The following is a 25,401-nucleotide window of genomic DNA, read 5'->3' on the forward strand; positions in this document are numbered from 1 at the left end:
CATGCTGCCCCTGATCCGCGGTCTGCTGTTCCAGCTCGGCTTCATCAGCTCGATGCTGGTCTTCGGCGTGCTGGTGCCACCGCTGATCTGGCCGTTCTCGCGCCGCATCCGCTACCGGGTGCTGACGCAGTGGGGGCGCTTCAATGTCTGGTGGCTGCGGGTGACCTGTGGCGTGGACTACCGGGTGCGCGGCGCCGAACACATCGATGCGTCGCGTCCGCATGTGGTGCTGTCCAAGCATCAGTCGGCCTGGGAGACCGTCGCCTTCGTCGCGATCTTCCCGATGCAGACCTGGGTGCTCAAGCGCGAGCTGATGCGCATCCCGGTCTTCGGCTGGACGCTGGCGATGATCGATCCGGTGCCAATCGACCGCGAAGGCGGGCGCCAGGCGCTGGAGAATCTGGTCACCGAAGGCCGGCAGCGCCTCGACGAGGGCCGCTGGGTGATCGTGTTCCCCGAGGGCACGCGCGTGGCCCCGGGCGAACACGGGCGCTACCGTCAGGGCGGCGCGATGCTGGCCGCGCGTACCGGCTACCCGGTGCTGCCGGTGGCGCTCAACAGTGGCAGCTTCTGGCCGAAGAAGGGCATCCGCCGCTACCCCGGCACCATCGAGGTGGTGATCGGCCCGCCGATCGAGACCGCCGGGCGCAAGCCGGTGGAGGTGCTGGCCGAGGCCGAAGAATGGATCGAGACCACCATGGCCGGGATCGAGCCGCGTCCCGCCCGTCCGTCATCGGAGCCCGCACATGGCGAATGAACCCGTGATCAGCGCGCCGCTGGTCGAACTGCGTGACCGGACCATTTACCGCATCGGGGATGGTTCGCCGGCGGTCTGGCTGATCGACGACCTCGAACTGGGCGGGATCCTGGTCAACGCGCCGGCGTATTCGGAACCCCTGCTGGCGGCGATCCGGGCCATCACCAGGCCCGCCTACCTGTTCCTGCCCAGCCGCCATGGGGCACAAGACCTGGAGGCCTGGCGGGCGGCTGGCCTCGAGACCCTGGCGTTCGAGGCGGAGGCCCCGGCGATCCGCGCGGCCGGCGGCGAGGTCGATATCGCCTTCAACCGCAAGCAGCGCCTTTCGCGCACCATCGATTTCCTGCCGATGGCCGGGGTGACCGAGGGCACCTGTGCCCTGCGCCTGAAGAACCTGCCGGGAGTCGTGTTCTTTGGCCCGGCGCTGGCACCCGGGGCGGATGGCTGGCCCACGCTGACCCAGAATCCGGAGGACCATTCCTTCGAGGCGCGCCTGTTCGGCGCCCTGGGCGTGAAGGACCTGAAGTTTGCCTACGCCTTCTGTGATCGCTTCGACCCGGCGAGCACGCAGTATGGCCCGGACGCCGACCAGCACATCCAGGCCCGCATCGAGGCGGTATTCGACGAATAGCATCTTCGTAGGGGTTGGGTTGTCTTGGCCTGTAGGAGGCCAGCCCTCTGGCCGATGAGGTCGGGCCGCGCCGTATCGCTCAGGGGGCTGAGCTCCCACAGGGCAGGACGGAACCTGTGGCTGCAGGGGTCACGGAGCGAGCCGTGTATGGCGGTCAGGCGCGGGCGATCAGGCTCTGGATTACGTGGCCGGCGGCGGTCAGGCCGAAGATCGCGGGCAGGTAGGAGATCGTGCCGTTGACCGAACGCGGCCGGCCGCCGTCCCCCACCGGGCGGTGTTCGGTGCCCTTGCGCGGCTGTTCGATGGAGAACACCACGGGGTAGTCGAGATGCGCGCCCAGGCGCCGCAGGCGCTTGCGCATCTGGCGCGCGAGCGGGCACACGCGCGTCCCCGCCAGCGGCCCCACGCGCACGGCGGTGGGGTCGATGCGCCCGCCGGCCCCCATGCTCGAGATCACGCCCTGCCCGCGCGCCTGGGCCGTCGCGACCAGCGCGGCCTTGCAGACGATGGAGTCGATCGCGTCGAGCACGAAGTCGGCATCCTCCGGGACCAGGTCGCCGACGGTATCGGGCTGGAGGAAGTCGTGGCGGATTGTGAGCTCGATGTCGGGATCGATGTCGTGGATGCGGTTCGCCATGATCTCGGTCTTGGGTCGGTCCACGGTGGAGCGCAGCGCGACCAGTTGGCGATTCAGGTTGGAGGCGCCCACCACGTCGTGATCCGCCAGGGTCATGCGACCGACGCCGGCGCGGGCGATGGCCTCGGCGGCGTAGCTGCCGACCCCGCCGAGACCGGCGATGAACACATGCCGGTCCCGCAGGCCGGCCGCAACCTCGTGCCCCAGCAGCAGGTCGGTCCGTTCGGTGTAGGGATTGTGGGGGGCGGCGGGACTCATGCGTCGGGACCGGTCGGAAGCCGGAGGACCCGGCGTGCGTTTTGTGACGTGATTATAGCCATCTCTTCGGGATCCATGTCCCGCAGGGCCGCGAGCCGGCGATTGACCTCGGCCGTCATCGCCGGTTCGTTGCGCTCACCCTGATGTCCGGCCAGGGGCTGATCGGGTGCATCGGTCTCCACCACCAGGGTCTCCAGCGCCGCGTCGCGCACCACGCGGTGCAGCTTCTTCGCCCGCTCGAAGGTCACCGGGCCGCCGATGCCCAGGCAGAAGCCCAGGTCGGCCGCCTGGCGGGCCTGCTGCGGGCTTCCGATGAACGCATGCAGGATGCCGGTCAGGCCTGGTTGCTGGCGCAGGCCCTTCAGCACCGCGTCCAGCGCGCGCCGGCTGTGGATAATCACCGGCAGGTCGCGTTCGCGCGCAATGGCCAGCTGCCGCGTGTAGAACCGCAACTGGCGATCCCAGTCGAGACCCTCCTGATAGCCGTCCAGCCCGATCTCGCCGACCGCGATGGTCTCCGGGTGCGTGTCCAGCCAGGCCTCCAGGGCGTCGAGGTCCGCGTCCGCATGGTCCTGCAGGAAGATCGGGTGCAGGCCGTAGGCGACATGCAGGCCCGTGTGCTGGCGGTACAGGGCGTCGAGGTCCGGCCAGCGCGCCCGGGTGACGCCGGGCAGGACCAGCTCCTGAACCCCGGCGGCGCGGGCGCGGTCCAGCACGGCCGGGCGATCCGGATCGAACGCGTCCAGGTCCAGGTGGACATGCGTATCGATCAGGTTCATGGGGGGTGGCCTACGGACAGGGGTAGGTATAGCGGGCGTGGATGGCCTCGATGGCCTCCAGCACGGCGTCGGACAGGGTGATGTCCACCGTCGCGATGTTCTCGCGCAGCTGCTCCATGGTGGTCGCCCCGATCAGGTTGCTGGTCACGAAGGGCTGCTGGTTGACGAAGGCCAGCGCCAGCTGGGACGGGGTCAGGCCATGTTCGTGCGCCAGACGTGCGTACTCCGCGGTGGCGGCCAGGCCGGATTCGTTGCTGTAGCGCTGGAAGCGCTCGAACAGCGTCAGGCGTGCCCCCTCGGGCTTTGCCCCGTCCAGGTACTTGCCGGAGAGCATGCCGAAGGCCAGCGGCGAGTAGGCCAGCAGGCCGGCATCCTCGCGGATGGCCATCTCGGCCAGCCCCGCCTCGAAACTGCGGTTGAGCAGGTTGTAGGGGTTCTGGATGGAGACGATGCGCTCGGACAGGCCACGGTCATGGGCGCGGATCCACTCCATGAAGCCCCACGGGGTCTCATTCGAGATGCCGATGGTGCGCACGCGGCCGCTCTCGACCACCGCCTTCAGTGCCGCCGCGGTCTCCTCGATCGGGGTCGCGGCATCATCCGGCTTGTGGGCGTAGCCGAGCTGGCCGAAGAAGTTGGTGGCGCGCGCCGGCCAGTGGACCTGGTACAGATCCAGGTAGTCGGTCTGCAGGCGCCGGAGGCTGTCGTTCAGGGCCTGCTCGATGTGTTCGTGGTTCAGCTGCGGACCGCCGCGCAGGTAGTCGATCATGCCGGGGCCGGCGACCTTGCTGGCCAACACCACCTGATCGCGGTTGCCGCGCTTGGCCAGCCAGTTGCCGATGTAGCTCTCGGTCAGGCCCTGGGTCTCCGCGCGCGGCGGGACCGGGTACATCTCGGCGGCATCGATCAGGTTTACGCCCTGGTCGAGGGCGTAGTCCAGCTGCTCGTAGGCCTCGGCCTCGGTGTTCTGCTCGCCCCAGGTCATGGTGCCCAGGCCAATCAGGCTGACCTCGATCTCGGTGCGTCCCAGTTTGCGGTATTGCATGCGGTCCCCTTGGCGGTTCAGGTGAACAGGGTCAGGACCCCGGTATAGCCGTACAGGCGGTTGGCGAAGATCTCGCCGTTGGCGAAGAAGCCGACCAGGGGCACGTCGCCCAGGTGTTTCTGCACGATGCCCAGTTCCGTGCCTTCCTGGGCGAACTGGTGGCGCCCGCGCCCCACGCAGGAGACATAGATCGCGCCGCGAATCCCGTTGGGTGCCTGGGCGCGGATCTGCTCCAGCATGCGCTCGAGGTCCTCGATGGCCGCCTGGCCGTCGCGGCGCACGAACAGGATCTGCGAGCCCGGCTCGAGCATCTCGCCGACGGCCAGCACCTGCTGGTCCAGGTCGATCCCGATGATGTTGCGCACGCGGTAGTCGCCGGTGTCCGACCCCGGGATCGGAAAGCCCACCAGGATGTAGCCCAGCGCCCGCTCCAGGTCGCGCGACAGCACATCGCCGATGATGCCCTTGAACGCCGGCAGGGCCTGCTGGCCGTCCAGGCGCACGATGATATTGCGCCAGGTCTCGGTCAGCTCGTGCTGGCCCGGGAGTGGCGTGCAGCCCTGGCTGTGGCGTGCGGCGATCGCGATATCGTCGCGCAGCGCCAGCCCGGTGATGCCGGAGGCGGCGACGCCGTCGGCGATCTGCACCACGCCGTCGTCCCCGGAGTTGACGCCGCCGGTCGCGAACCAGGCGGTGCGCTCGCCGATCTCGGTCAGGATGCCCTCCAGCCCTTCCATGCGCGGGTCGGCGTTGAGGATCAGCCGGCCCGGGGTCTGCGGGTCGAGGAACCCGTCGAGTTCCTTCACGAGCTCGTCGAAGCCGCGCACCGGGTGATAGATCACGCGGACGCTGGCGGCCGGAAACTCGCCGATCATCAGGGTCGCGCCGGTCTGTTCGTAGAGCTCGTCGTGCGGGCCGATCACGGCCATGGCCATGCCGCCGACGAAGTGATCCACCCCCAGCCCCTCGCGCAGGTGTTTCAGCAGGGTGCGGGCGTGGCGGCTGAGCGCATCCGAGAGGTAGATGAAACCGACCCGCACCTGATCCCCGGCGCGCGGCGGCTGTTCGCCCAGCTCGGCGATCAGGGCGTCGGCCAGGGCCCGGGGTTCCTCGCCGCGGGCGGTGGCACTGCGAAAGGCATTGGTCATAAACCGAGTTGCTCCAGCATGCTGAGGGCCTCGTTGTCGTCGACCGGCAGGCCGGGGCGCGCGTTCAGGCCGCCGTCTTCGGTGAAGACCAGACGGGCGTGGTGGCGGGTGTCCAGTTCTTCCAGGAACCAGGCGATCTCCGAGGGATGCACCGCGTGTTCCCCGCGCTGCAGGTGGCGCACGAGGATGGCGTCCTCGCGCACGTCGAGAAACAGGGGCTGCGGCAGCTCCAGCGGCAGGATATGGGTCTGTACCAGCCACTCCACGGGGCTCGGCCGCCGCCGTGGCAGCGGGCGGCTGTCGATGCGGAAGTGCCCGCCGCCGCCCGGCTGCTTCAGGAGCTCCTCCAGCCAGTCGCCGGTGAAGCCCTGGTGAACGATCAGCGAGCGACCGGTGTAGCGGCCGCGAAAGCGCTCCATCTGCTGGGCCGGCCGCGGCCCGAAGAGTCCGAACACGCCTACTCCGTCCTGTCCGTTAAAGCCCGAATCCTAGCGGAATGGCGGGCCCGAAACGAAAAAAGCCCCGCCGGAGCGGGGCTGGGGAACTTCCCGGGAGCCGGGGAGACGCCGGGCGGGCGTCTCCCGGCAAATCAGCCGCGACGCGACAGCATGTCGTGGATGATCGGCGCGAGGATGACCTCCATCGCGAAGCTCATCTTGCCACCGGGCACCACGATGGTGTTCGGGCGCGACATGAACGAGTTCGGGAGCATGTTCAGCAGGTAGGGGAAGTCCACGCCGAGCTTCTTCGGATCCTCGAAGCGGATTACCACCATGCTCTCGTCCGGGGTGGGGATGTCGCGGGCGATGAACGGGTTGGAGGTGTCCACGGTGGGCACGCGCTGGAAGTTGATGTCGGTGCGCGAGAACTGCGGGGTAATGTAGTTCACGTAGTCCGGCATGCGCCGCAGGATCGTGTCCACGATTGCCTCGGCGGAATACCCGCGCTCGGCGTTGTCGCGGAAGATCTTCTGGATCCACTCGAGGTTCACGATCGGCACCACGCCGATGCCCAGGTCCACATGCTGCGCGGCGTTCACTTCACCGTCGGCCACCAGTCCGTGCAGGCCTTCGTAGAACATCAGGTCGGAGCCCGGCTGGATCTCTTCCCAGGGGGTGAACTCGCCCGGGCCGAGGTTGGTGCCGAGGCGCTCGTTGTGCTGCGCGGCTTCCTCGTCGGAATGCAGGTAGTAGCGCTTCTCGCCCTGGCCGGTCTCGCCGTAGGTCTTGAACAGGCCCTCGATGCGCTCGAACAGGTTGGCTTCGGGCCCGAAATGCGAGAAGTGATGGTTGCCTTCGTCGCCGGCCTTCTGCATGGCCTCCTTCATCGCCTTGCGGTCATAGCGATGGAAGCTGTCGCCCTCGATCACGACCGGGTTGATCTGCTCGCGACGGAAGATCGACTCGAAGGAGCGCTTGACGGTGGAGGTGCCGGCACCCGAGGAACCGGTCACCGCAATCACGGGATGCTTCTGGGACATGGGATTTCTCCTTGCAAACGGGTTGCACAAAGGTCGTTGAAAGAAAGCCTAGAAAATCAGATTGAGCATGAACATGGCGACCACGGCGAACAGGATGGTCATGATGCCGCCGGCCTTCATATAGTCCTTCACCCGGTAGCCGCCGGGGCCCATGATCAGGGCGTTCACCTGGTGGGTCGGGATCAGGAAGGAATTCGAGGTCGCGATCGCGACGGTCAGCGCGAACACGCGCGGATCGGCGTCCATGCCCGCGGCCTGCGCGGCGATCGCGAAGTTGATCGCCAGCGGCACCAGCAGCACGGTCGCGCCGACGTTGGACATGACCAGAGTGAAGAATGTGGCCAGCGCGAAGATCGTCGCCTGCAGCACCCAGGGCGGCACGGTCCCCAGCATCTCGAGCGTGTTCTGCGCGATCCATGCCGCGGTACCGGTGTTCTCCACCGCCATCCCCAGCGGGATCAGCGAGGCGAGCAGGAACACCGTCTTCCAGCTTACCGCGCGATAGGCACTGTCGAGGCTGATCACGCCGGTCAGGATCATGCCCAGCGCGCCGGTCAGCAGGGCCACCGACAGCATCAGGTCGGTGAACACGATCAGGCCCACGGTCAACGCCAGGAAGAACAGGGCATGCGGCACCTTGGACGGGCGCAGTTCCTCGTGCGGGTAGTCCGAGGTGATCACCACGAAGTCGCGATCCTGTTCCAGGCGCGCCAGGGATTCCCAGGTGCAGTGCACCACCAGGATGTCCCCCGGTTCCAGCGGGATGTCGCGCAGGCCCTCGCCATAGGTCTCGTTGCCGCGCTGGATGCGCATCACCGACAGCCCGTAGGTCTGGCGCATGGCCAGCTCGGTCACGGTCTTGCCCGCCAGGTTCGAGCCCGGCGCGATCGCCACCTCGGCGACCCCGGAACGTCCGCTGTCCAGGGCGTTGGCGAACACGTCCAGATTCGTCGAGGGGCGCTTGCGCGTGCCCTCGCACAGCTTTTCCATCCGCGCGGGGCTGGCCAGCACCGCCAGATGCGAGTTGGCCTGGATCTCGTAGCCGGTCCACGGCGCCATGCGCAGCTCGTCGCGGACGTAGGTCCCGACGATCGCGATGCCGGTCTCGCGTTCGATCTCGGCCACCGTGCGCCCGACCATTGGGTCGTTTTCCGGGACGAACAGCTCGTGGATCTCGTAGGACAGGCCGTACACGCGCTGGAAGTAGTCCTGCGCGTTCTCGCGCTGCGCCGACTTGGTCTTGACCGAGGGCAGGACGAAACGCCCCAGCAGCACGAAATAGACGATCGCCGTGGCCAGCAGGGCCAGGCCGATCGGGGTCACGTCGAACAGCTGGAACGGCTCCATGTCGGAGGGCAGCAGGTCGTTCAGCAGGATCAGCGGGCTGGATCCGACCAGGGTGATGGTGCCGCCCACGATCGCCGCGAAGCCCATCGGCATCAGGAGGCGCGACAGCGGGATGTTCAGGCGGTTGGAGATGCGGCTCATCACCGGCATGAACAGCGCGGCGGCGCCGATGTTCTGCATGAAGCTGGAGATCACGCCGACCGTGCCGGAGACCGTCGGGATGATGCTCTTCTCCGTGGTGCCGCCCACCCGCATGATGAACGCCGCGACCTTGTGCATGACGCCGGTCTTGTCCAGGCCGGCGCCGATGATCATCACCGCGATGATCGAGATCACCGCGTTGGAGGCAAAGCCGCTGAACAGTTCCTCCTGGCCGACCAGCATCCCGAGGCCCGGCACCAGCGTCAGCAGGCCCAGCAGCACCATCACCGAGATGGCCGCGAGGTCCACCCGGATGATTTCGGATACAAACAGGAAGATCGTGAACGCGAGCAGCGCGAGCACCACGATCATCTCGGTGGTCAGCGTAAGGTTTTCCATGTTCCAGTCGTGTCCTGAAGACCCGCGCCGGACGGCACGTGGCCGGAAGCCGAAGGGGACGCGCGCCGGGCGCGGGCGCCGAGGCGGGTCGGAGGAAACGGGTTCCGCCTTTCCCTTGAAAGCGCGGGATTATTTCATCCCGCGGGCACGGACGCAAAAAACGCGCCGTGGGTGGCTGCGCCATGGCACCCGCCGTGCTGGCGTTTGCCGGCATGTCGGTTATGCTGAGCAAAAAGTCCAGGTGGAGACCCCGTATGCCCGAATCCGATGCCCCGCTGTGCCGTTTCGAGACCATTGTCCTGGCGACGGATGGTTCCGAATTCAGCGCTGCCGCCGAGAATGTGGCGCTGGACCTGGCGCAGCGCTGCGGCGCGCGCCTGGTGGTCGCCCGCATCATTCCCACGGACACCCAGCACGACGCCCTGTCGCCGCCGCGCAGCCACGAGGCGAGCGTGGCCGGCCAGGCCGATCTGGATGCGCTGGAGAAGCGCGCCCGCGAGGCGGGCATCGACGCCTCAATGATCCTGCGCCACGGGGTCGACCGGCATCAGGAGATCGTCGCCATTGCCGAGGAGTACAAGGCCGGCCTGATCGTGATCGGCCGGCGTGACCGGGGCGATCTGTCACGCCTGATGGTGGGCGACGCCACGCGCAAGGTGATCGGTCTGGCGCCCTGCAACGTAATGGTCGTTCCGCGCGGTGCCGAGGCCCCGCACCGCGGGCTGCTGGTCGGGACCGACGGCTCCGAACTGGGCGACCAGGCGGTACGGGCTGCGATCGAACTGGCGGGTTACTGCGACCTGCCCCTGACGATCGCCACGGTGGCGGTGCCGGGCCAGAGCGACGAGCGCCGCCAGGAGGGCGTGGAGGCGGTTCAGCGCCTGCAGGGCGAGGCGCGCGAGCAGGGCCGGAAGGCGGATGCCACCACCGAGGAAGGCCGGCCGGAGCTCGCGCTGGTGGAGATCGCCCGGCGCGACCAGCGCGACCTGATCGTGCTCGGCAGCCATGGCCGCACCGGCCTCAAGCGCCTGCTGATGGGTAGTGTCTCCGAGCGCGTGATCGGCGGGGCCGAGTGCCCGGTGCTGGTGGTCAAGAACGCCTCAGGGAAACCCTGAAATCAGCGTTTCCCTGAGGCCTCAGGCGGGTTCGTTCGTCCGCCGGTAGAGCAGATCGGCGACCTGATGGCCGCGGCCGACCCCGCGGCGCTCGAACTTCGTCACCGGGCGTTCCGGTGGCCGGCCCGGGGCCGGAACCGGGCCGTCTGGCGCGAACCACGGCGCGCATTCCTGCATCACCGCGATCATGTGCTCGGCGTACTCGGCCCAGTCGGTGGCCAGGTGCAGCCGCCCGCCCGGCCGGATACGCGTCGCCAGATGGCGCACGAAGGCCGGCTGGATCAGGCGCCGCTTGTGGTGGCGCTTCTTGTGCCAGGGGTCGGGGAAGAACACCTGTACGCAGTCCAGGCTGCCCGGCGCCAGATAGTGCTCCAGCAGTTCCACCGCATCGGCGTCGCTGACGCGCACATTGGTCAGCCCGCGCTGTTCCACCTCGCGCAGCAGATGCCCGACCCCGGGCCGGTGCACCTCGGTGCCGATGAAGTCACGTTCCGGCTGCTGTTCCGCCTGCTCGGCCAGGCTCTCGCCGTCGCCGAAGCCGATCTCCAGCGTGACCGGTGCCGTGCGCCCGAACACCTCTGCCAGATCCAGCGGCGCGGCAGGCTCCGGGAGCTGCAGGCCGAAGCGCGGCAGCAGTTCGTCCAGCGCGCGCTGCTGGCCCGGCGTCAGCCGGCCCTCGCGGCGCACGAAACTGCGTATGCGCCGGTAGAACGGTCTGCCGTCGGAAGCGGAATCGATCGTTTCGTCCATGTTCAGCTGAAGAACAGGCCGGTCTGCGGCGAGGAGGCCGAGGCGTAGCGGCGTGGCGCCATGCGCCCGGCAAGGAAGGCCTGGCGCCCGCCGATGATCGCGTGGCGCATGGCCGAGGCCATCATCACCGGGTTGTCGGCGGCGGCGATGGCGGTGTTCATCAGGACGCCGTCACAGCCCAGCTCCATCGCGATGGCGGCATCCGATGCGGTACCGACGCCGGCATCCACCAGCACGGGGACCGTGGCGTTTTCGACGATCTCGCGGATGTTGTAGCGGTTCTGGATGCCCAGTCCGGAGCCGATCGGCGCGGCCAGCGGCATGATCGCCAGGCAGCCGATCTCTTCCAGGCGCTTCGCCAGCAGCGGGTCGTCGGTGGTGTAGACCATTACGTCGAAGCCCTCGGCGACCAGGGTCTCGGCGGCCTTTACGGTCTCGAAGACGTCCGGGTACAGGGTCTTCTCGTCGCCCAGCACCTCCAGTTTCACCAGGTTGTGCCCGTCCAGCAGCTCGCGTGCCAGGCGGCAGGTGCGGACCGCGTCCTCGGCGGTAAAGCAGCCGGCCGTGTTCGGCAGCAGCGTGTAGCGCTCCGGCGAGATCACGTCCAGCAGGTTGGGTTCGTCCGGATTCTGGCCGATGTTGGTGCGGCGGATGGCGACGGTCACGATCTCCGCGCCGCTGGCCTCGATGGCATCGCGGGTCTGGTCCAGGTCGCGATACTTGCCGGTGCCCACCAGCAGGCGGGAGGTGAACTCGCGCGAGCCCACGCGGAAGAGATCGTCGGCAGACGCGGCGGCCGGTTCGGTCATGGTAATTCCTTCGTTGAAAGTAGTTACGGACGGGGGCTCGGACTCATCCGCCCCCAATCGCCTGCACGATCTCCACGCGATCGCCGGGATACAGCGGGTGCGCGGCGTGTTCGCTGCGCGGCACCAGCTCCTCGTTGACCTCCACTGCCAGGCGCCGGCCACCGAGGCCGCGTGCCTCGATCAGCGTGGCCAGCGTGGCCTCGCGATCGTCGGGGAGCTCGAAGGGTTCGCCGTTCAGCTGGATCTGCATGGTTCTTCGTCCGGCGTTCAGGGCCGTTGAGCCGGAGGCCGACAAGGCCTACAATCGCCGGCTCGAGCGGGTGTAGTTCAATGGTAGAACGGGAGCTTCCCAAGCTCTTAATGTGGGTTCGATTCCCATCACCCGCTCCATCTTTTCTTATTCTATCAGGCTTCCCGGCCGTATCGATCGCCCTGACCTGTCTCCGGGGCGGGATATGGACTTGCTCCAGACCCCTGTTATATCGTCGGAATCATGAACATCGACTCCCACAATCCGGATCTGCTGTCGGTCGACGCGGCGCGCGAGCTCCTGCGCGAACACGCGATTTCCCCGACCGAGCAGCGCGTCGAGATTGCCCGCGTGATGTTCGCCCGCCATCAGCACCTCAGCGCCGAGCAGATCCTCGCGCAGTTGGTGCGGCATTCCTCGCGGGTCTCCAAGGCCACGGTCTACAACACCCTGAACCTGTTCGCCGAGAAGGGCCTGGTACGCGAGGTCCTGATCGACCCCGCGAAGCTGTTCTACGACTCCAACCTGAATCCGCACCACCACCTGTTCCATACCGATACCGGGGAACTGGAAGACGTGGACCCGGCGCGGATCGACATCTCCGACCTGCCCCCGCTGCCGGAAGGCAAGGAACTGCAGGGTGTGGATGTCGTCATTCGTGTGGGCAGCCGGCGCTCCTGAATCCGGTCGTCCGGCCCCGCCGGATTGTGGTCGATCCCGGCCCCCGCTATCATGTCGCGCTTCGCCGGTGTAGCTCAGTTGGTAGAGCAATCGATTCGTAATCGATAGGTCGGAGGTTCGACTCCTCTCGCCGGCACCAAACTTGCTGTCATCGTCGGATCAAGGGGACGATTACAGACCAGAGCCAGGGACAGGTCCGCCCTATTCGGACCATCGGAAGGGCGGTGTTGGTAGCACCGCCCTTCTTTTTCGCGTCCCCCGCTCGAATGTCGAGGCGTACTGCCAGGTGGCACGTACTGACTGGCTACGGGCGGCATCTACAGCCACCCGATCCTTTACTATCCCATATCGGAATCCACAGTCAAGCAAGGGTTTGCGTGTCTGCGGTGATCCGGCACGCTGGCTAGGATCGGCCCGGCTGGGGGAGGTGGTCAACCAGCTGGCGCAGCTGCCCCATATCGGGTTCGACGTATTGCATCGTAGTCGATAGGTTGGTGTGTCCCAGCAGGTGCTGCAGCGCGCGAAGCGGTGGGTTTTCCTGACGCCCCACCTCGGTCCCCAGCGTATGCCGCAGACGGTGCGGCGAAATGGGCTGTCCCAAGACCTCGCTCAGCTTCCGGAAGAAGCCGCTGACCTGCTCAACGCGAATGCCCTTCCCCTGGTAGCGCGCTTCGCCCCGATGCAGGCCCAGGTCGAACACTTGCGAGTGCTCAAGGCCTCGAGGCCCGCGGAGCGCAATGGTCCGATCATAGAGTTCCCGCAACGGCTCCACCAAGGGCGCGGGGATCGGAATATCCCATTCGCGGTGGGTCTTCGATCCCGCCACCGATAGCCGCAGTACGTTCTGGTTCCAGCACACGTCGCCCCACGTCAGTGCCACCAGTTGCCGCCGTCGCATACCGGTGTAGTAGAAGGTGAGCAGGACTACGAGCCAGAACCAGCGGGGCTCAAGGCATCGATTCTCGGAATCATCGAGCGCCGCGATCGCCTGATCCAGAAGGTCGCGCGAAACGGTCTTGATCCGGCGATCTTCAGGAGCCGCATCGACCCGTTCCAGGGGGTCATGGCTGATCCATTCCGCTTCCATGGCGAAGCGCCACATCGCGCGGAAATGGCGACGGTAGTAGTTCCAGGTAGTCGCGCGGGCGCGCTGCAGGACCTGGCTGCGCCACTCCAGCAGCGTGTCGCGCTGAATCTCGTCCAGCGTCCTGACGCCCATGTCGTTTTGAAACTGTCGAACAACCTGTTGGTATCGGATGGCGGTATCGGGCCGCAAAATCCGCTCGCGCAGATAGATCTGCACCAGGTCGTCGAGGGTGCGGTGGGTTTCCATCGCGGGCATGCCCTCCCCTGTAACGGGTTCAAGTCACGCCCCTGGCATCACTGAAGTTAGCACACGGTCTCCCTGCCAGGCGCGCGACCTTACGGATTCAGCAGTGAAACCGCCTACTCCGTTTGCGATGGAGCCGAAATTTCCTGGGAGGATTGACGTCGTTCCCGCAATGCCTCGCGCACGATATCCACGCTCTCGGGGGCCTCGATGCCGAGGCGCGCCTTGCGATGATCGACGTACTCCATACGGACAGGACCGTCCGGGTGATGAAGGGTGATCCGGCTGCCTGCGGTGTCCCACTCGACATTGAGACCGGGCGCGCACGCCGACAGTCGAAGGGGTGCTTCCTGGGTCTGCACCGCAACCACGAGGGCGCTATCCCCCACGTACAGCGCTTCCCCGTCCTTCAGGGTCAAAACCAACATTCCTTATCCTCCTCCTTGCTTCCTTGCCTGGTTGCCAGATCCCTCTGTAGTGCTTCCGAATATTCGGTCGTTATTATTCCCCTATAAGCCGTGTAGAATATCCCGGTATTCCTCCCGTGTCACATGCCCGTAACTATCCGGGCAAGACGGCTGGCTTACGCTTCGGTGGCGGGTGTCAGGTGGTCGTTGGGTGACGGGGTCCAGTCCGGACCGAAGACCACGGAGACGTCGCGGATCAGGAGACCGTTGATCCGGCTCGTCTGGCGTTCGCCCCTCACCACATAGCGGTGGATGTTGGTGCCCTCGGGGGACTTCTCGTGTAGCTGCAACCGCTGAAAACGCTTCTGGGCCGCGTTCCACGCGTGGCCCGTCGCACTCGCAAAGTCGCGGAAGATCCCGGGGCTAACGAGTAGCACGCCCTCGGGGACGACGTGGATCCGGGCCTCTCGCGTGTTCACCAGGAGCGACCCGTCCGCGACACCTCGTCGGATCCATTCGAGACAGGCGTCGCCCGGATCTTCAGGCAAGGGAGTGTCCGCACCCGTATCGCAGGACGGCATCGGCTGCGGTGGTGGCTTGGCCGTCGGTTCGTCAGTGGTTTTATCCAGGGCATCGTCGAGACCCGGCGGGAGTGGCAGATCGTCCACGCCGGCGGATACGGGCGGGCCGGGGGGCGAGTGGTCTTGCGCCACCCCGTCAGACTGACCTGTCTGGATCGCGACGCTCCTCGCCGTGGGCGGATCTGCTGCGGGGGTGGCCACTTCTTCCGGTGCAGGGCGGCTTGCCGCTCCGTCGCCAGACTCCGTTGTCTCCTTGGTCGATGCCTCGCCCAGCGGAGTCACGGAACCCTCGAACTCCGTCGGCATCGTCTCGGGGTCGGACCAGAGACGGGCCACCGGCAGGCGGATCAGTGTCAGCTCGTGCGACCAGCCGTCACCGGCAACCCGAGCCCTCCAGATGGCCCGATCCCCATTGGCGACCAACAGTCCGTGCTCCTGCAGCGTGTCGAAGATCCGGTCGTTGTTTGAAGGAATACCGGAATGCCCCTCCTCGCGGAGCTGTGCCCGCAGCGCGTCGGCCGCACGCTTCGACACGAGCCACAGATCCGACTCCGTGCGCCAGCCTGCCGCCCCGTTGCGATTCAGCGGCAGATCTTCGCTGCTCAATAGGTGTCGAAGCGATGTCATCAACTTCTCGTGAAGCGGCTTCGTGGGCGTCGGAAGTCGGTCCGGTGATTCGCCACCCAGGTTCCGCGCCACGGACTCCCGATCAGCCTGCAGGATGATCTGTCCCAGCGCCCCCGCATCCTCCATCTGCCCGTGGATTGCATGGATCCACGCCTGCAGCAATTCCTGGTGTTGAGCGATCCAGGACATGCCTTCCGGCGGCAGGACCCAATGCGCGACGAGACTGGAGACCGATTCGTGGAGCTTGTGAACGCGACCGCGTCGGTACCGCACGGAATACCAGTGCGCATCCGGGCGCTCGGTCATTGGCCCGTGCCAGGGCTCCCATCGCCCCAGGCGGTGCCCTGAGCCGTCGTACAGCACGATCTCCTGGTCAACTACGGGTTTACCCACGTCGTGCAGCAGAGCTGCCGAGAAGACGCCGTAGGACCACGCATCCGCCTCGTGTGACAGTCGCTCGGGCTCCGCCCCGGGTGGCAGGACGTATCCGCGGCGGATCTGCAGCGCCTTGAGTACCACCTCAAGGCCATGGTCCAGCATGCCCCCACGACCGGAATGGTGGTGAACCTCCGACGCTGGCACTTCCTGGACGAATGCCGCGTACTGGCGCAGGGCTGCGGCGACATACCGTTCGGCGCACTCCGACGGGAGCGCGAGCAGGCCGGTGATCTGGCGCAGGAGCGCTTGGCGATGGGGCGGCTGCAGCAGATCGTCGGGTGTCAGGACGGGGAGTAGCCCGTCAATCGGTGGCTTGAGCTCCGGGCCGATTGGAGGGGTTGATCGACGAAAGAGGCGCAGCATGGTTCAGCCAGAAATGGGGACTGCGTGATGATGCTGGCTTCGCGGCGTTGGTATCGGGGAAATCCCTGTCAGCATGGCGCCTGTTTTTCAGGCAAGGGTCGGATACCCTGACGCCATCAACAAGCCAAAGGAGATAGCATTGAGAGGACGGGACACTCTCTATTTCGTAGGGGTGCGGGGTGCGGTCTGTCTGTTAACCAACGCCACGTCGTGGATGTTTACGGCCCCGAGGGTCAAGCCGATGGGCTTGCCGATAAAGGCCAACCACCACGTATAACGCTCACACTGCCAAGTCTAGTGGGAGATCGCTTATGTCGCGCAGTCGTTTTCCTTCTATCATAATTTCAAGCTGGTCAAGTGCGTCATCCCAGCCCCCGTCTCTTTCCAGCAGATCTCGCAACTCGAACAGGGCAAAATGATAAACACAATCCACATCACCTGTTCCCATTGCGAGTGACGAGATTCGACTCGGGGTGGGTTCTGCGGTCACGGATACGATGTGAGGCGAACGCCCCTTTCGATTTCTCAGAAGGTTTAGTGCTTCCGTGCGCGTGTTCTGTGCCCGGTCTGAACGCATCGTAAATTTACACGATATGCTCGCGTGTAAAATCTGGTCTCCTTGGTCGTCCTTCCCGTAGTTGGCTTGCCTAAGCGTCGATCTAGTGGCGACACTGTCATCCACCAATGCCCCTTTTTTGTTGATCTCGGAGTCAGGCTCAGGCTTTCTTGCGATAACCACGTCTGGTGCAATCGTGTAGCCATGACCTAGGAAGCTGGCAAGGCCGGAGTGCTCTTCTGCAAGCCTCTTGAGTTCTGCAAGGTGAGCATACTGCGCGTATCGCGTCACCTTTTCTTCAGATCGCCCTGAGACATGCTCAATGACCCATTGCCCGGGCCGAAGGTGCTCCATGTTGAGAAAGCAGTTCCCGATAAACTCTCGGCAGAGCGCCTCGAAATCATTTCCCAGTGATTGGCCCTCACGCTTTTTGTCCCTAATAGGCGCTATGATCCCGAGATTTCTTGAAAGCTCTTGAGCCAGAAGATCCGAGAGTGTGGCGCTGAACTTTTGGCCTGAGTCTCCATTGCTCGCAATGTAGCCAGTATTGGATTTTGTGCTTTTAGATCTGGTTAATATATTGCGCGCGAAAAGTTCTCGATGAAACTTTGTGCGCTCTCTGGCGATCAGCGCCTTTTGTGCCTGGGTCGCGTTGCTCATGCACATGCGATCCGCGTTGGATGCGGCTCTTCGGGAGGCGGTGTAGTGTCAGCAACGTTTGCTGCCTCTAGGGCTAAAGAAATCTGGCGACCCACGGCTTCGGAAACAGGTGGAGGGAACGCATTTCCAATCTGCCGGTAGGCATGGGTCTTGGAGCCGGAGAAGCGCCAATAATCGGGGAAACCCTGGATCCTAGCAGCCATGCGAATCGTGAGTAATGGCATATTCTCGAAGCCCGCCTTGATCGTGCCATCGCGGCGCATCACCCCTTGGAAGGCGCTGTCCGGAATTTCATGTTCTGCGCCTAGGCGATGAGCATAAACACCGAGCTTCTGCCATTGGCGCTTTGCTCTGGTCGGGCCTAGGTCGGGTCCGCCATGCTTGTGGGACCCGCCCACCAGCGTAGGTGCTATGTTATTGGCGCGCGCCGCCCATTCGCGTGCTTGCGTCCACCCTTTGGAAGCCATCAGGTCGTAGAGTGACTCGCCTACAGTCGGGGCGGGCTCCAGACGCGGTTCTGGCCATTGGAAGTACTCCTTCAGTCGGTCATTGACCGCGACAAGCACTGCGCGTGGGCGCAACTGGGGTACGCCAAAGTCGGATGCTTGCAGTAACTGCCAGCTTCCATGGAAGCCCATGTCTTTGAGTCGCTCGAGGATTGATTCGCGATAGGCGTCAAACTTGGATTCGAGCAGACCAGGGACGTTTTCAAGCAGGACTGCTTCAGGACTGACCTGATTCACTATCTCCAGAGCCGCAGGAAAAAGGTCACGGTCGTCGTCATTTCCCAGCTGGCGACCAGCTTTCGAGAAGGGAGGGCATGGGACGCCGGCGGCGACAAGATCCACCCGCCCGCGGTAGGCGCGGGCCTTGTTCCGGGCAAAGTGTCTAAGATCCTCCTCTAGCACTGGCCCCCAGCCGAGTCCCAGCCTGGCGTTATTTTGCCGAAGCGTCTCGCATGCGTAAGGATCGAGCTCGATCAGGGCTGTGTGCTGAGCGCCCGCCAAATGCAGGCCCAGTGCTTGGCCTCCTGCGCCGGCGCACATTTCGAGAGTTCTCACGGGGTGTCCTCCTAACTTGTGGGCCCGCGCCCACCGGTAATGACGAAGATAGCGGCAACGGACTCCGAGAATCTATTGGCTCACTCCCTATCGGAGCTTTCGGTGGCTGGTCCGCGGTAGGGAGTAGGGCTGGATGCGAAGTTTTCCGCTCCGTTCCGAATCCGTGGTTCTTGGCAGCGCCGGACGACTACCGCCAGACGCACAACATCCACCTCTAACAATCTCCTTCGCTTCAGTGCCTTGTGTCGTTTATCCAGCAGGTTCGTTCGCCTTCGTCCAGGACAAAGAACTCTTCGAGGTTGCCGTTGAGGTTTGCGCCGTCCGCCCATGTCAGGCCTATCATGCCGGGCCCTTCCCCGATGTAATACTGCCCTAATCGGTCTTTGTGGACCGGGTACCGGAGACTGTTCCAGTAAACCGATTCTCCGCGGTCAACGGCGTCCATGATGTCCCGGGCAGTTTGGAATACACCCTTACGCATAGTGAAACGCCCTTACCTGTGTGGGGCCGATGGGCCGATGGGCCGATGGGACGTGCGTGGCGTGCGCAAATGGCGACTGGATCTTATCTGTCAGCACATTAAGCCAGACTACGGAGCGCACGAAGCGCTGGCAAGGTCAGAGAGGCTGAGATGCGGACGGTTGGCGCACGGGAATCGGTGATCAGGCGTCAGTTCGCAGCCCTTTCTTCGCCCTTTCGGATAAGCCCCTTGCCATTCCCCAGTCCATTCCCTTCCCGGGCCCTTCCCTTTGTGGTCACTTCTTTGCCCGTCCAGCCGATGTAGCCGCGCCGGACTTTGGCTGCGGCCCTTTGCCCCAGGGTCGCCTTTGCCTCCTCAATGGTGCTGCACCAGTCTTCGCGAGTGGTTCCTGGGCGTCCGATGCGGCCCCATTCGCGGCAGACGGCATACCCACCGAAAAGGCCTCGCTGAATGAACATCCGGTAGAACCGGAATTGGTTGCGGTCAGGAGCGACCTTGCGCAGGCGGACCTCATTCATCGCTATTGTCACGGAGCGCGGCTCGACCGCCGGGGAAGTGGCGATAGAGCGTGGCGGGCGAAACACTCAGCTGCTTTGCGAGTTCCCGCACGGGGGCATCGGAATGGGAGAGGACGGTCCACGCAAAGGCCAACTGTTCGTCTGTAAGCGCTGGGGGCCGTCCGCCGGTGCGGCCACGCTGGCGCGCGGCGTCCAGGCCCGCACGGGTCCGCTCCTGCATGATGGAGCGCTCGAACTCGGCCACTGCGCCAAATACGTGAAAGACCAGCTTCCCGCCTGGCGTCGTCGTGTCGATGGACTCGGTGAGGGACTGGAACTCAATCCCGCGCTCCTCCAGATCCCCAACGGTGGTAATGAGCTGCCGCATGGATCGGGCAAGCCTGTCCAGTCTCCAGACCACCAGGACGTCGCCCTGCCGCATGTAGTCCAGGGCCTCCCGAAGCTGCGGGCGATCACGCTGGGCTCCGGATGCGCGGTCTTCGTAGATCCGGTCGCACCCGGCCTGCCGCAGGGCATCGGTCTGGAGCGATGGGTCTTGGTCACGGGTTGAAACGCGCGCGTACCCGACTTTCATAGGCGTAGTCTCTCAAAACTCATCTCTATGCTAGGTTTTGCGACACAGGGTTTCAAGACACAGTTTTGAGACACCTAGGCGGGGGTGATCGGGCGCCGTCGCGATCTCCGCCTCAATTCTCTCGAAAACGATCGTTTTTGCGACGAGTGGTTCAGTGGTCGGCGGGGTGGACTCGGGGCCGAATACTGAGCTACCTTAGTAAAAGGTAATACCACGTAATACGAGGGCCGCCATGGCAACGTCCCTGAAAATCGATGACGCATTGAAAGGTCGCCTCCAGGATCTGGCTACCCAACGCCGACGGTCGCCCCACTGGATCATGCTCGAAGCCATCCGCCAGTACGTTGACCGCGAGGAAGCCCGCGAGAGTTTCCGGCAGGAAGCCCTGGCGTCCTGGTCGGCCTATCGGGAAACCGGCCAGCACCTGACCGGGCAGGAAGCCCGCGACTGGTTGAGCACATGGGGCACTGACGATGAAGGGGCCGCGCCCGAGTGCCACGAGTAATCGTCACTGCGGGCGCCGTAGAAGGTTTGGAGCGGTGCAGGCGCTCTCTCGCCACGAAAGCCCCGGATGCCGCCCGGCGCGCGGGTCAGGCGATCGAGCGGCAATTCCTGCTGCTGGAAACGGCCCCCGATATGGGGCGACCGGATCCTGAAGTCCCCGAGCTGCGCGAGCTGGTGATTGCCTTCGGCGACTCCGGATTTGTGGCTCTCTACCGACACGAACCGGCCGACGATGCCGTGTATGTCCTCGCCTTCCGGCACCAGAAAGAGGCGGGCTACTGAAGGAGCTTGAGCTTTTACCGCTTGTGCCGCGCGTCGTGGATTGGTCCCCCGGGCCTTGAATCTCGCGCTGGCGTGCGCTACTGGTGTAGTTAAGGACGAAAACGACTGGATAAAGAATGTTGGTACTTACAACACTCATTCTTGCCCCCTTGGCCTTGTTCCTGGCCGCGGGGCTGCTGACCGCCGTCCGTCGGCATGGCTGGACGGTGGGCGTGCGCCGCTATGGCTCGGCGCTCGTCGGCTTGGGCGTGGGCGTTGGACACGCTGTTGCCCGGCCAGCGCTGGACGGCCAGGAAGCTGCTGGTGATTCAAGTCAGGACGCCACAGTGGCAGACATCCTGGGCGACATGATGGTCCCAGCCGAAACCCCTGGCTTTGAGGGTGGCGAGGTGGATCCTTCGGATCCTTACTACGACCACACCAATGCTTCGCATCCTTACTACGGCCACACCAATGAATCTCTAGAGGTTCGATTGGAACCGAGCCTCTATGGAAAGAATGATCGTTAGACCCTGCTCTGACTTTCGCTTGCCTTCCAGCCGACGTCGCTACTAGCGACGTCGGGCCCTAGTCGCTGCTCTGCCGGCAGAAGCCCCTGCGTTGCTGGCCGTATTCTCCAAGCCCCCGCCCATTTTGCCCGCGGAATTAGCAGTTTCGCCCAGCTTATACCCCGCCCATCCCACGAGCATGCTGAACAGCAGCGGGAGACCGATGTGTAGGAACCCGATTGCCATGTGGATGATGCTTGCTTTTGTCCCCCCATCAGAAGACAGCAGAGACCCGAAACTCGACGCCATGTAGCTGCCCGTGGATGGATACAACGCTGCCATCATGTTGTCCTCCAGCCAGCGGCTGATGGTCCAGAGGTAGGTCCAGAACGTGATCGTGAGGATCGAGGCCGTCGCGATGAAAACCGGACCCCAGGAGTACAGCGACAACACGAGCAGAATGGGGAGCAGCATGTAGATCCCCATGAGCAGGAAGCTCTGCACGATGGGCGCGGCCTCGCGGATGGTGAGCATCAGAGGCCCGTGCGAGAACATTTCCTGCTGCCCGAGCCCGAATCCTACTGCGATCTGGGAGAACCATCCGGCCCCCGTGTCGGTATTGGTAAGTTCACTGGAGGCGATTGGGGCGTTGACTGCCGCTTGATCGACCATCCGGCGGATCATTCGGTCTTCGATCTCCTCGTCCGAGGTCCCGAAGAATCCGGATACCCGGTCCCGGATCCCCTCAAAGGTGCTGGTTTCCATTTCATCCAGGATCTGCTGCCGCAACCCGGGTCCTCCATTCCCGCTCCACCAGTCCTCGCAGGACGGGCGGCCGTAAGGCGGCTCCGCGCCCTCGTTGTAATCTGGATCGTCTCGGGCCGGGTTGTAGTCGAAGCCGTGTACGGGGCTCTCGGCCCTATAGCGGTCATAGAATCCTTCGGTTTGCAGGTATACCCGAGAACCGATGAACTCGGGATCATCGGTGCCGTGCGTAGCCAGCAGTGAATCGACGTCCGGCCGCTCTCGCTGGAATCGAGAGCGGGACCGGATAAAGCACTCATTCGTGAACCGCTGGACGTTCTGCGCTACTTCGGGATCCGAGATCCGCTGTTCATCGATTGTCAGGCGGGTGCGCACCATTTCTTCCGGGCACCCGATACCGGCGATCGCCGCGCCGGTGATCCCCTTCGAGATCGCCATCGTCCCGTACCACCAGACCGGCACCGACGCGTTCGTGAGATCGAAGGCGTCCGAGTAGGTGGTGTCTTCGATGCCGGAAATGCCTGGTGTCTGATTGCAGGTGTTCTCAAACTCCAGCTCACTGAGCGTGAGGGGCCAGATCGGCTGTGCAGCCAGCACGACGACCGAGAGCGCCTTGACGATCTCGACCTCCATCATGTGGACGGACTTCCGGCTCCCGGCCTTGGCCTCCTGTCCGGTGTAGTTGTCCACGAAGGCTCGGATCACGATGATCAGAAAGGGGATGAACGCGATCCCCGAAAACACGAGGATGTCCCACAGGTTCTGAAACTGCATCCACCCGAAAATGGTGGTGAATGCTTCGAGGGGATGCCCAACGGTCATACCACTAACTCCACGGCGCGGCCCAGCAGGTTCTGCCCCAGCAGGATTTCCAGGATCACGAGCCAGGCCGCGACTCTCCAGCGTGCGTCCACCAGACGTTGTTGCGACTCCGGCGGCAGGTGCCCGCCGAGCCAGGTCACCCAATACCGCCAACCCAGCACGACCGCCGCGATCAGCAGCCAGCGCCAACCGGCCAGCAGCCACTCAGTGCGATCGAGGCGGGCCCGCACCGCCTCCGCCCCTTCGATCATGTTCCACGCGAGCCCCGCCACGACGACGATCGCAAAGGCGGCGGCGACCCCGATCAGGAGGTGGCGCGGGATTCGCGAGATCATGGCTGTTGCACCACGCCGCCACGGATTGGGGCGGTCTCGATCGGTTGCGGGGATGGGGTGCCGCTGGAGGCGCGGGCGCGGCGTTGTGCTTCACGCAGGATCGACCCGGCCGTATTCGACACCACGGCCTGACGCGCCTCGATCTCCATCATCAGCGTGTCGATCTCGGAGGTGATCTCCTCGACGCCGTCGCGGATGTCTTCGCGGGCGACCCCGGCCGCGTCGATCTCTGGCGCCTTCCGGCCGCTCAGTAGCATGCGGCGGGTCAGGAGGGCCTGTTCCATCGTGCGCGCGGTCGCGACTTCCTGTGCCAGTCGTCCCGCCGCCACCATCCGGTCGGATTCCGGGAGTTCACGCAGCGCCTCGATCAGGCCTCGCGATACCGCCACGCCGGGTGCCGAGACGTCGCGCAGATTGCTCCGCGTCGGATTGGTCGCCCCCGAGACGAGCTGCATCAGATCCTCGCGGACCTGCTGGTTGGTTTCTTCGAGGATGGGCAGGAGGCCTACGCCGGGGGTGGTCTCGCTTTCGCACCCCTGGCAGGTGCGGATGTGCTTGTCTCCGAGCACCCGGGTTGCCCACTCCTGAGCCTCCTGCGGGCTGCTCCAGGTCCGTGCCAGGAGGGGTGTTTCACCGCCGCCGGCATACGGTGTGCCGGCGTTCGGGGGCCGATCCAGGGTGATGTTGTAGCCCGCCTTGACGGTGTCGCTGATCACGTCAATCGGCTCCTGGCCCTGGCCGCCCCGGCGGCCTCCGATCCACTCGGCTCCGTTGTTGCCGGCATCCCGATCGATGTCCTCCTGGACCTGCACGATGTCGCCGCCCGTCCCCATCGCGGCACGCCAGTCATCGCCCTTCGAGAGCGTGACCCACTCCTGGTAGGGGTTGCGACCGTCGGCGATCGCGGCCTCCATTTCCTCGCAGCTCTGCGTGGCGAGCGACAGCTCTTCTTCGGCGCGCAGCAGGTTGTTCTGGAACAGGTCGTACAGGCCCGGATTGGACCGCTGGAGCACCATGGCCGGTAGGGAGGCGATCGCATTCGTGGCGGCCTGGACCATCTGATCGACCATGTCTTCCACACCCTGGGCCACTTCGTTCAGGGTGTTCTCGATGCTCAGCAGGGGATCGAAGCTGCCACAGCTATACCCCGCACTGGCCTCCGCGCCGAAGGCCAGGCGGGTGGTGGTGACATTGGGGTTCGGGGCATTGGAAATGGGCTCTGCACCGCCCACTTCGTAGTACCAGAACCCGTCTTCGGACGGCACGAGGGCATGGCCGGCGGTAGGTCCCCAAAGCGCCGCGCAGGCTGTAGCAGCGATCAGTGTTTTCCGCATCCGCATGATCCGTCTCCTAGAACGTGACAGAGCCGAGGTAGACCTGGCCCCCGATTTCGCAGCAGTTGTACGGGCGCCAGAGCGTCCAGACGTAGTTCCCCTTGAGGTTGGTCTTGTCGCTGGACCAGCCATCCTTGTCCTCGGTGTCGTCTTCCCCAAACACTTCGCAGGTGTTGGTGCTTGTGGGCATGTGCATCTGGAAGGTGCCGGTCTCTTCGTCCCGCTCCATCAGTTCGGGGGGGAGCCACACGCGGTAACCGTCCTCATGCACCACGTCGTCGCCCGGGAGCTGTTCATAGACATGCCCCGACTGGTCTTCCCGGGTGGTGATGTCGCCCGCCCGCTGCGCGACGATCGCGGCGGCCTTGGCATCCTCCGGCTGGGAGACGTAACCCGAGCGGGGATACACCGCGCCCCAGGTGTAGTCGTCCCACTCTCCGATCTCCCGTTCACCCTCCCGGAGGGACTCGATGTAGAACATTTCGGGCACCGCGTAGCGCCAGGCGAGTACGCTGGTCGCGGACTGGTAGTAGGGGTGGAAGGCTTCGGCCGTGGCCGCGCCCGGACAGATGTACGGGACGTCGATGTACTCCAGGATCTCCATGAAGGGGTGCCCGACCACATCGGCTTCCTTGAAGCGCAGTTGGCGCGCATCACGGGAATGACGCCCCTCCAGCGTGTTCCCGCCGCCCACGAAAGCGTCGAAGGACAGGATCGATTCGGCGGCAGATTCCTGTGCGGACCCCAGCGCTCCCCGGATCTCGGCCCACGGGTTTTCGCCGGTGTTCTGGTAGGCCGAAATGACGGCGTCCGGGACGTAGTGCCGGATCCGCTCGGTGGTGACCACGCTGCACCCGGTAATGGTGCAGCGCAGCCACAGACAGACCCCGATGATCTCCCAATTCAGGCAGGACGAGAGGGCGCTGCTCGTCTGTGAAGTGATCTCGGAGGTACTAATGGTGTCCGGATCCTCGGCCTTCGCGGGGCTGCCCACCAACAGGCAGAGCGCGGCCACGATTCCGGCGCCGATGCGGCGCATGGACCCCCG

29 protein-coding genes and 2 tRNA genes are annotated in these 25,401 nt (G+C 64.8%); 9 read left to right on the plus strand and 22 right to left on the minus strand.

The annotated features are described in order from the left end of the window. The first annotated feature begins 1 nt into the window (after nucleotide 1). Together F627_RS0113215 and F627_RS0113220 are read left to right on the plus strand one after the other, a co-directional pair. Nucleotides 2–757, plus strand: coding sequence for a 1-acyl-sn-glycerol-3-phosphate acyltransferase (locus tag F627_RS0113215; RefSeq protein ID WP_018867667.1), 756 nt, complete (start codon nucleotides 2–4; stop codon nucleotides 755–757). Continuing rightward, the gene (locus F627_RS0113220; protein ID WP_018878270.1) at nucleotides 747–1,388 is read left to right on the plus strand and encodes a hypothetical protein; all 642 of its coding nucleotides are present in this window, start codon (nucleotides 747–749) and stop codon (nucleotides 1,386–1,388) included. Before F627_RS0113215 ends, F627_RS0113220 begins: the two co-directional genes overlap by 11 nt. Nucleotides 1,389–1,542: 154 nt before the next feature. Here the strand turns inward: F627_RS0113220 and F627_RS0113225 are convergent, their stop codons facing one another. The 7 genes from F627_RS0113225 to F627_RS0113255 all read right to left on the minus strand — a co-directional run bounded on the left by F627_RS0113225 (nucleotide 1,543) and on the right by F627_RS0113255 (nucleotide 8,622). Next, nucleotides 1,543–2,283, minus strand: coding sequence for a ThiF family adenylyltransferase (locus F627_RS0113225; protein ID WP_018880968.1), 741 nt, complete (start codon nucleotides 2,281–2,283; stop codon nucleotides 1,543–1,545). Then, nucleotides 2,280–3,062 (minus strand): TatD family hydrolase, encoded by a 783-nt coding sequence (locus tag F627_RS0113230; protein ID WP_019584317.1) that lies wholly within the window; start codon nucleotides 3,060–3,062, stop codon nucleotides 2,280–2,282. The genes F627_RS0113225 and F627_RS0113230 overlap by 4 nt, the downstream gene beginning before the upstream one ends. Nucleotides 3,063–3,072: 10 nt before the next feature. After that, nucleotides 3,073–4,107: an NADP(H)-dependent aldo-keto reductase gene (locus F627_RS0113235; protein WP_019584318.1), complete on the minus strand. Its 1,035-nt coding sequence runs from the start codon at nucleotides 4,105–4,107 to the stop codon at nucleotides 3,073–3,075. A 17-nt stretch (nucleotides 4,108–4,124) separates the two neighbouring features. After that, entirely contained in the window at nucleotides 4,125–5,255 is a 1,131-nt protein-coding gene (locus F627_RS0113240; protein WP_019584319.1) for an FIST C-terminal domain-containing protein, read from the minus strand. Beyond that, a complete protein-coding gene (locus tag F627_RS0113245; RefSeq protein WP_019584320.1) occupies nucleotides 5,252–5,710 on the minus strand; it encodes a hypothetical protein in 459 nt (152 codons plus the stop codon). The genes F627_RS0113240 and F627_RS0113245 overlap by 4 nt, the downstream gene beginning before the upstream one ends. A 134-nt stretch (nucleotides 5,711–5,844) precedes the next feature. Then, nucleotides 5,845–6,735, minus strand: a complete 891-nt coding sequence (locus tag F627_RS0113250) for a phosphoribulokinase (protein ID WP_018879229.1) — start codon at nucleotides 6,733–6,735, stop codon at nucleotides 5,845–5,847. Nucleotides 6,736–6,783: 48 nt separating this feature from the next. Beyond that, nucleotides 6,784–8,622 carry an SLC13 family permease gene (locus F627_RS0113255; RefSeq protein ID WP_018878800.1) on the minus strand — a complete coding sequence of 613 codons (1,839 nt, stop codon included), beginning with the start codon at nucleotides 8,620–8,622 and terminating at the stop codon, nucleotides 6,784–6,786. A gap of 254 nt (nucleotides 8,623–8,876) precedes the next feature. On the opposite strand from F627_RS0113255, the gene F627_RS0113260 reads away from it, so the two are divergent. After that, nucleotides 8,877–9,737 carry a universal stress protein gene (locus F627_RS0113260; RefSeq protein WP_018879228.1) on the plus strand — a complete coding sequence of 287 codons (861 nt, stop codon included), beginning with the start codon at nucleotides 8,877–8,879 and terminating at the stop codon, nucleotides 9,735–9,737. A gap of 21 nt (nucleotides 9,738–9,758) precedes the next feature. On the opposite strand, the gene trmB is transcribed toward F627_RS0113260, so the two are convergent. Genes trmB through thiS form a run of 3 tightly spaced genes read right to left on the minus strand, consistent with a single transcriptional unit; the run spans nucleotide 9,759 to nucleotide 11,546 of the window. Continuing rightward, nucleotides 9,759–10,487: a tRNA (guanosine(46)-N7)-methyltransferase TrmB gene (gene trmB, locus F627_RS0113265; RefSeq protein ID WP_018867677.1), complete on the minus strand. Its 729-nt coding sequence runs from the start codon at nucleotides 10,485–10,487 to the stop codon at nucleotides 9,759–9,761. A 2-nt stretch (nucleotides 10,488–10,489) separates the two neighbouring features. Further along, entirely contained in the window at nucleotides 10,490–11,296 is an 807-nt protein-coding gene (locus tag F627_RS0113270; protein ID WP_018867678.1) for a thiazole synthase, read from the minus strand. 43 nt (nucleotides 11,297–11,339) lie between these two features. Further along, complete coding sequence (gene thiS, locus F627_RS0113275) at nucleotides 11,340–11,546, minus strand: sulfur carrier protein ThiS (protein ID WP_018867679.1); 207 nt, start codon at nucleotides 11,544–11,546, stop codon at nucleotides 11,340–11,342. A 66-nt stretch (nucleotides 11,547–11,612) separates the two neighbouring features. Between thiS and F627_RS0113280 the strand changes: the two genes are divergently transcribed. The 3 genes from F627_RS0113280 (at nucleotide 11,613) to F627_RS0113290 (ending at nucleotide 12,366) form a co-directional block, all read left to right on the plus strand. Beyond that, nucleotides 11,613–11,686 (plus strand) — tRNA-Gly (locus tag F627_RS0113280). 103 nt (nucleotides 11,687–11,789) lie between these two features. Next, a complete protein-coding gene (locus F627_RS0113285) occupies nucleotides 11,790–12,227 on the plus strand; it encodes a Fur family transcriptional regulator (RefSeq protein ID WP_018867680.1) in 438 nt (145 codons plus the stop codon). A 63-nt stretch (nucleotides 12,228–12,290) separates the two neighbouring features. Continuing rightward, nucleotides 12,291–12,366: transfer RNA gene (locus F627_RS0113290), tRNA-Thr, on the plus strand. 264 nt (nucleotides 12,367–12,630) lie between these two features. On the opposite strand, the gene F627_RS0113295 is transcribed toward F627_RS0113290, so the two are convergent. From F627_RS0113295 to F627_RS0113315, 8 genes are all read right to left on the minus strand, one after another. Then, nucleotides 12,631–13,569: a site-specific integrase gene (locus tag F627_RS0113295; RefSeq protein ID WP_019584321.1), complete on the minus strand. Its 939-nt coding sequence runs from the start codon at nucleotides 13,567–13,569 to the stop codon at nucleotides 12,631–12,633. A 104-nt stretch (nucleotides 13,570–13,673) separates the two neighbouring features. Further along, on the minus strand, nucleotides 13,674–13,985 hold the full coding sequence (locus tag F627_RS0113300; protein WP_017940375.1) for a carbon storage regulator: 312 nt from the start codon (nucleotides 13,983–13,985) through the stop codon (nucleotides 13,674–13,676). Between the two features lie 155 nt (nucleotides 13,986–14,140). Continuing rightward, nucleotides 14,141–15,973, minus strand: coding sequence for a MobH family relaxase (gene mobH / locus F627_RS0113305; RefSeq protein WP_026332115.1), 1,833 nt, complete (start codon nucleotides 15,971–15,973; stop codon nucleotides 14,141–14,143). A gap of 280 nt (nucleotides 15,974–16,253) precedes the next feature. Continuing rightward, nucleotides 16,254–17,189 (minus strand): NgoMIV family type II restriction endonuclease, encoded by a 936-nt coding sequence (locus F627_RS16670; protein ID WP_081630763.1) that lies wholly within the window; start codon nucleotides 17,187–17,189, stop codon nucleotides 16,254–16,256. Further along, nucleotides 17,186–18,250 carry a DNA cytosine methyltransferase gene (locus F627_RS16675; RefSeq protein WP_231370163.1) on the minus strand — a complete coding sequence of 355 codons (1,065 nt, stop codon included), beginning with the start codon at nucleotides 18,248–18,250 and terminating at the stop codon, nucleotides 17,186–17,188. The genes F627_RS16670 and F627_RS16675 overlap by 4 nt, the downstream gene beginning before the upstream one ends. 232 nt (nucleotides 18,251–18,482) lie before the next feature. Then, entirely contained in the window at nucleotides 18,483–18,695 is a 213-nt protein-coding gene (locus tag F627_RS17155) for a hypothetical protein (RefSeq protein WP_231370164.1), read from the minus strand. 224 nt (nucleotides 18,696–18,919) lie between these two features. Next, a complete protein-coding gene (locus F627_RS16680) occupies nucleotides 18,920–19,249 on the minus strand; it encodes a WGR domain-containing protein (protein ID WP_231370165.1) in 330 nt (109 codons plus the stop codon). Next, nucleotides 19,242–19,823 carry a recombinase family protein gene (locus F627_RS0113315; RefSeq protein ID WP_019584325.1) on the minus strand — a complete coding sequence of 194 codons (582 nt, stop codon included), beginning with the start codon at nucleotides 19,821–19,823 and terminating at the stop codon, nucleotides 19,242–19,244. The genes F627_RS16680 and F627_RS0113315 overlap by 8 nt, the downstream gene beginning before the upstream one ends. 232 nt (nucleotides 19,824–20,055) lie before the next feature. Between F627_RS0113315 and F627_RS0113320 the strand changes: the two genes are divergently transcribed. From F627_RS0113320 to F627_RS16050, 3 genes are all read left to right on the plus strand, one after another. Beyond that, nucleotides 20,056–20,328 carry a CopG family ribbon-helix-helix protein gene (locus tag F627_RS0113320; RefSeq protein ID WP_017941422.1) on the plus strand — a complete coding sequence of 91 codons (273 nt, stop codon included), beginning with the start codon at nucleotides 20,056–20,058 and terminating at the stop codon, nucleotides 20,326–20,328. A 26-nt stretch (nucleotides 20,329–20,354) separates the two neighbouring features. Continuing rightward, entirely contained in the window at nucleotides 20,355–20,609 is a 255-nt protein-coding gene (locus tag F627_RS0113325) for a type II toxin-antitoxin system RelE/ParE family toxin (protein ID WP_018878685.1), read from the plus strand. A gap of 116 nt (nucleotides 20,610–20,725) precedes the next feature. Then, nucleotides 20,726–21,118, plus strand: coding sequence for a hypothetical protein (locus tag F627_RS16050; protein ID WP_019584326.1), 393 nt, complete (start codon nucleotides 20,726–20,728; stop codon nucleotides 21,116–21,118). 42 nt (nucleotides 21,119–21,160) lie between these two features. On the opposite strand, the gene F627_RS0113335 is transcribed toward F627_RS16050, so the two are convergent. From F627_RS0113335 to F627_RS0113350, 4 genes are all read right to left on the minus strand, one after another. Then, the gene (locus F627_RS0113335; RefSeq protein WP_019584327.1) at nucleotides 21,161–22,684 is read right to left on the minus strand and encodes a conjugal transfer protein TraG N-terminal domain-containing protein; all 1,524 of its coding nucleotides are present in this window, start codon (nucleotides 22,682–22,684) and stop codon (nucleotides 21,161–21,163) included. Continuing rightward, nucleotides 22,681–23,019: a hypothetical protein gene (locus tag F627_RS0113340; RefSeq protein WP_019584328.1), complete on the minus strand. Its 339-nt coding sequence runs from the start codon at nucleotides 23,017–23,019 to the stop codon at nucleotides 22,681–22,683. The genes F627_RS0113335 and F627_RS0113340 overlap by 4 nt, the downstream gene beginning before the upstream one ends. Beyond that, complete coding sequence (locus F627_RS0113345) at nucleotides 23,016–24,284, minus strand: integrating conjugative element protein (protein WP_019584329.1); 1,269 nt, start codon at nucleotides 24,282–24,284, stop codon at nucleotides 23,016–23,018. Before F627_RS0113345 ends, F627_RS0113340 begins: the two co-directional genes overlap by 4 nt. Nucleotides 24,285–24,369: 85 nt before the next feature. Then, nucleotides 24,370–25,392, minus strand: coding sequence for a TIGR03756 family integrating conjugative element protein (locus tag F627_RS0113350; RefSeq protein ID WP_019584330.1), 1,023 nt, complete (start codon nucleotides 25,390–25,392; stop codon nucleotides 24,370–24,372). Nucleotides 25,393–25,401: the final 9 nt, after the last annotated feature.

Source organism: Thioalkalivibrio sp. ALE16 (genome assembly GCF_000381305.1).
In the GTDB taxonomy this organism is placed as follows: Bacteria; Pseudomonadota; Gammaproteobacteria; order Ectothiorhodospirales; family Ectothiorhodospiraceae; genus Thioalkalivibrio.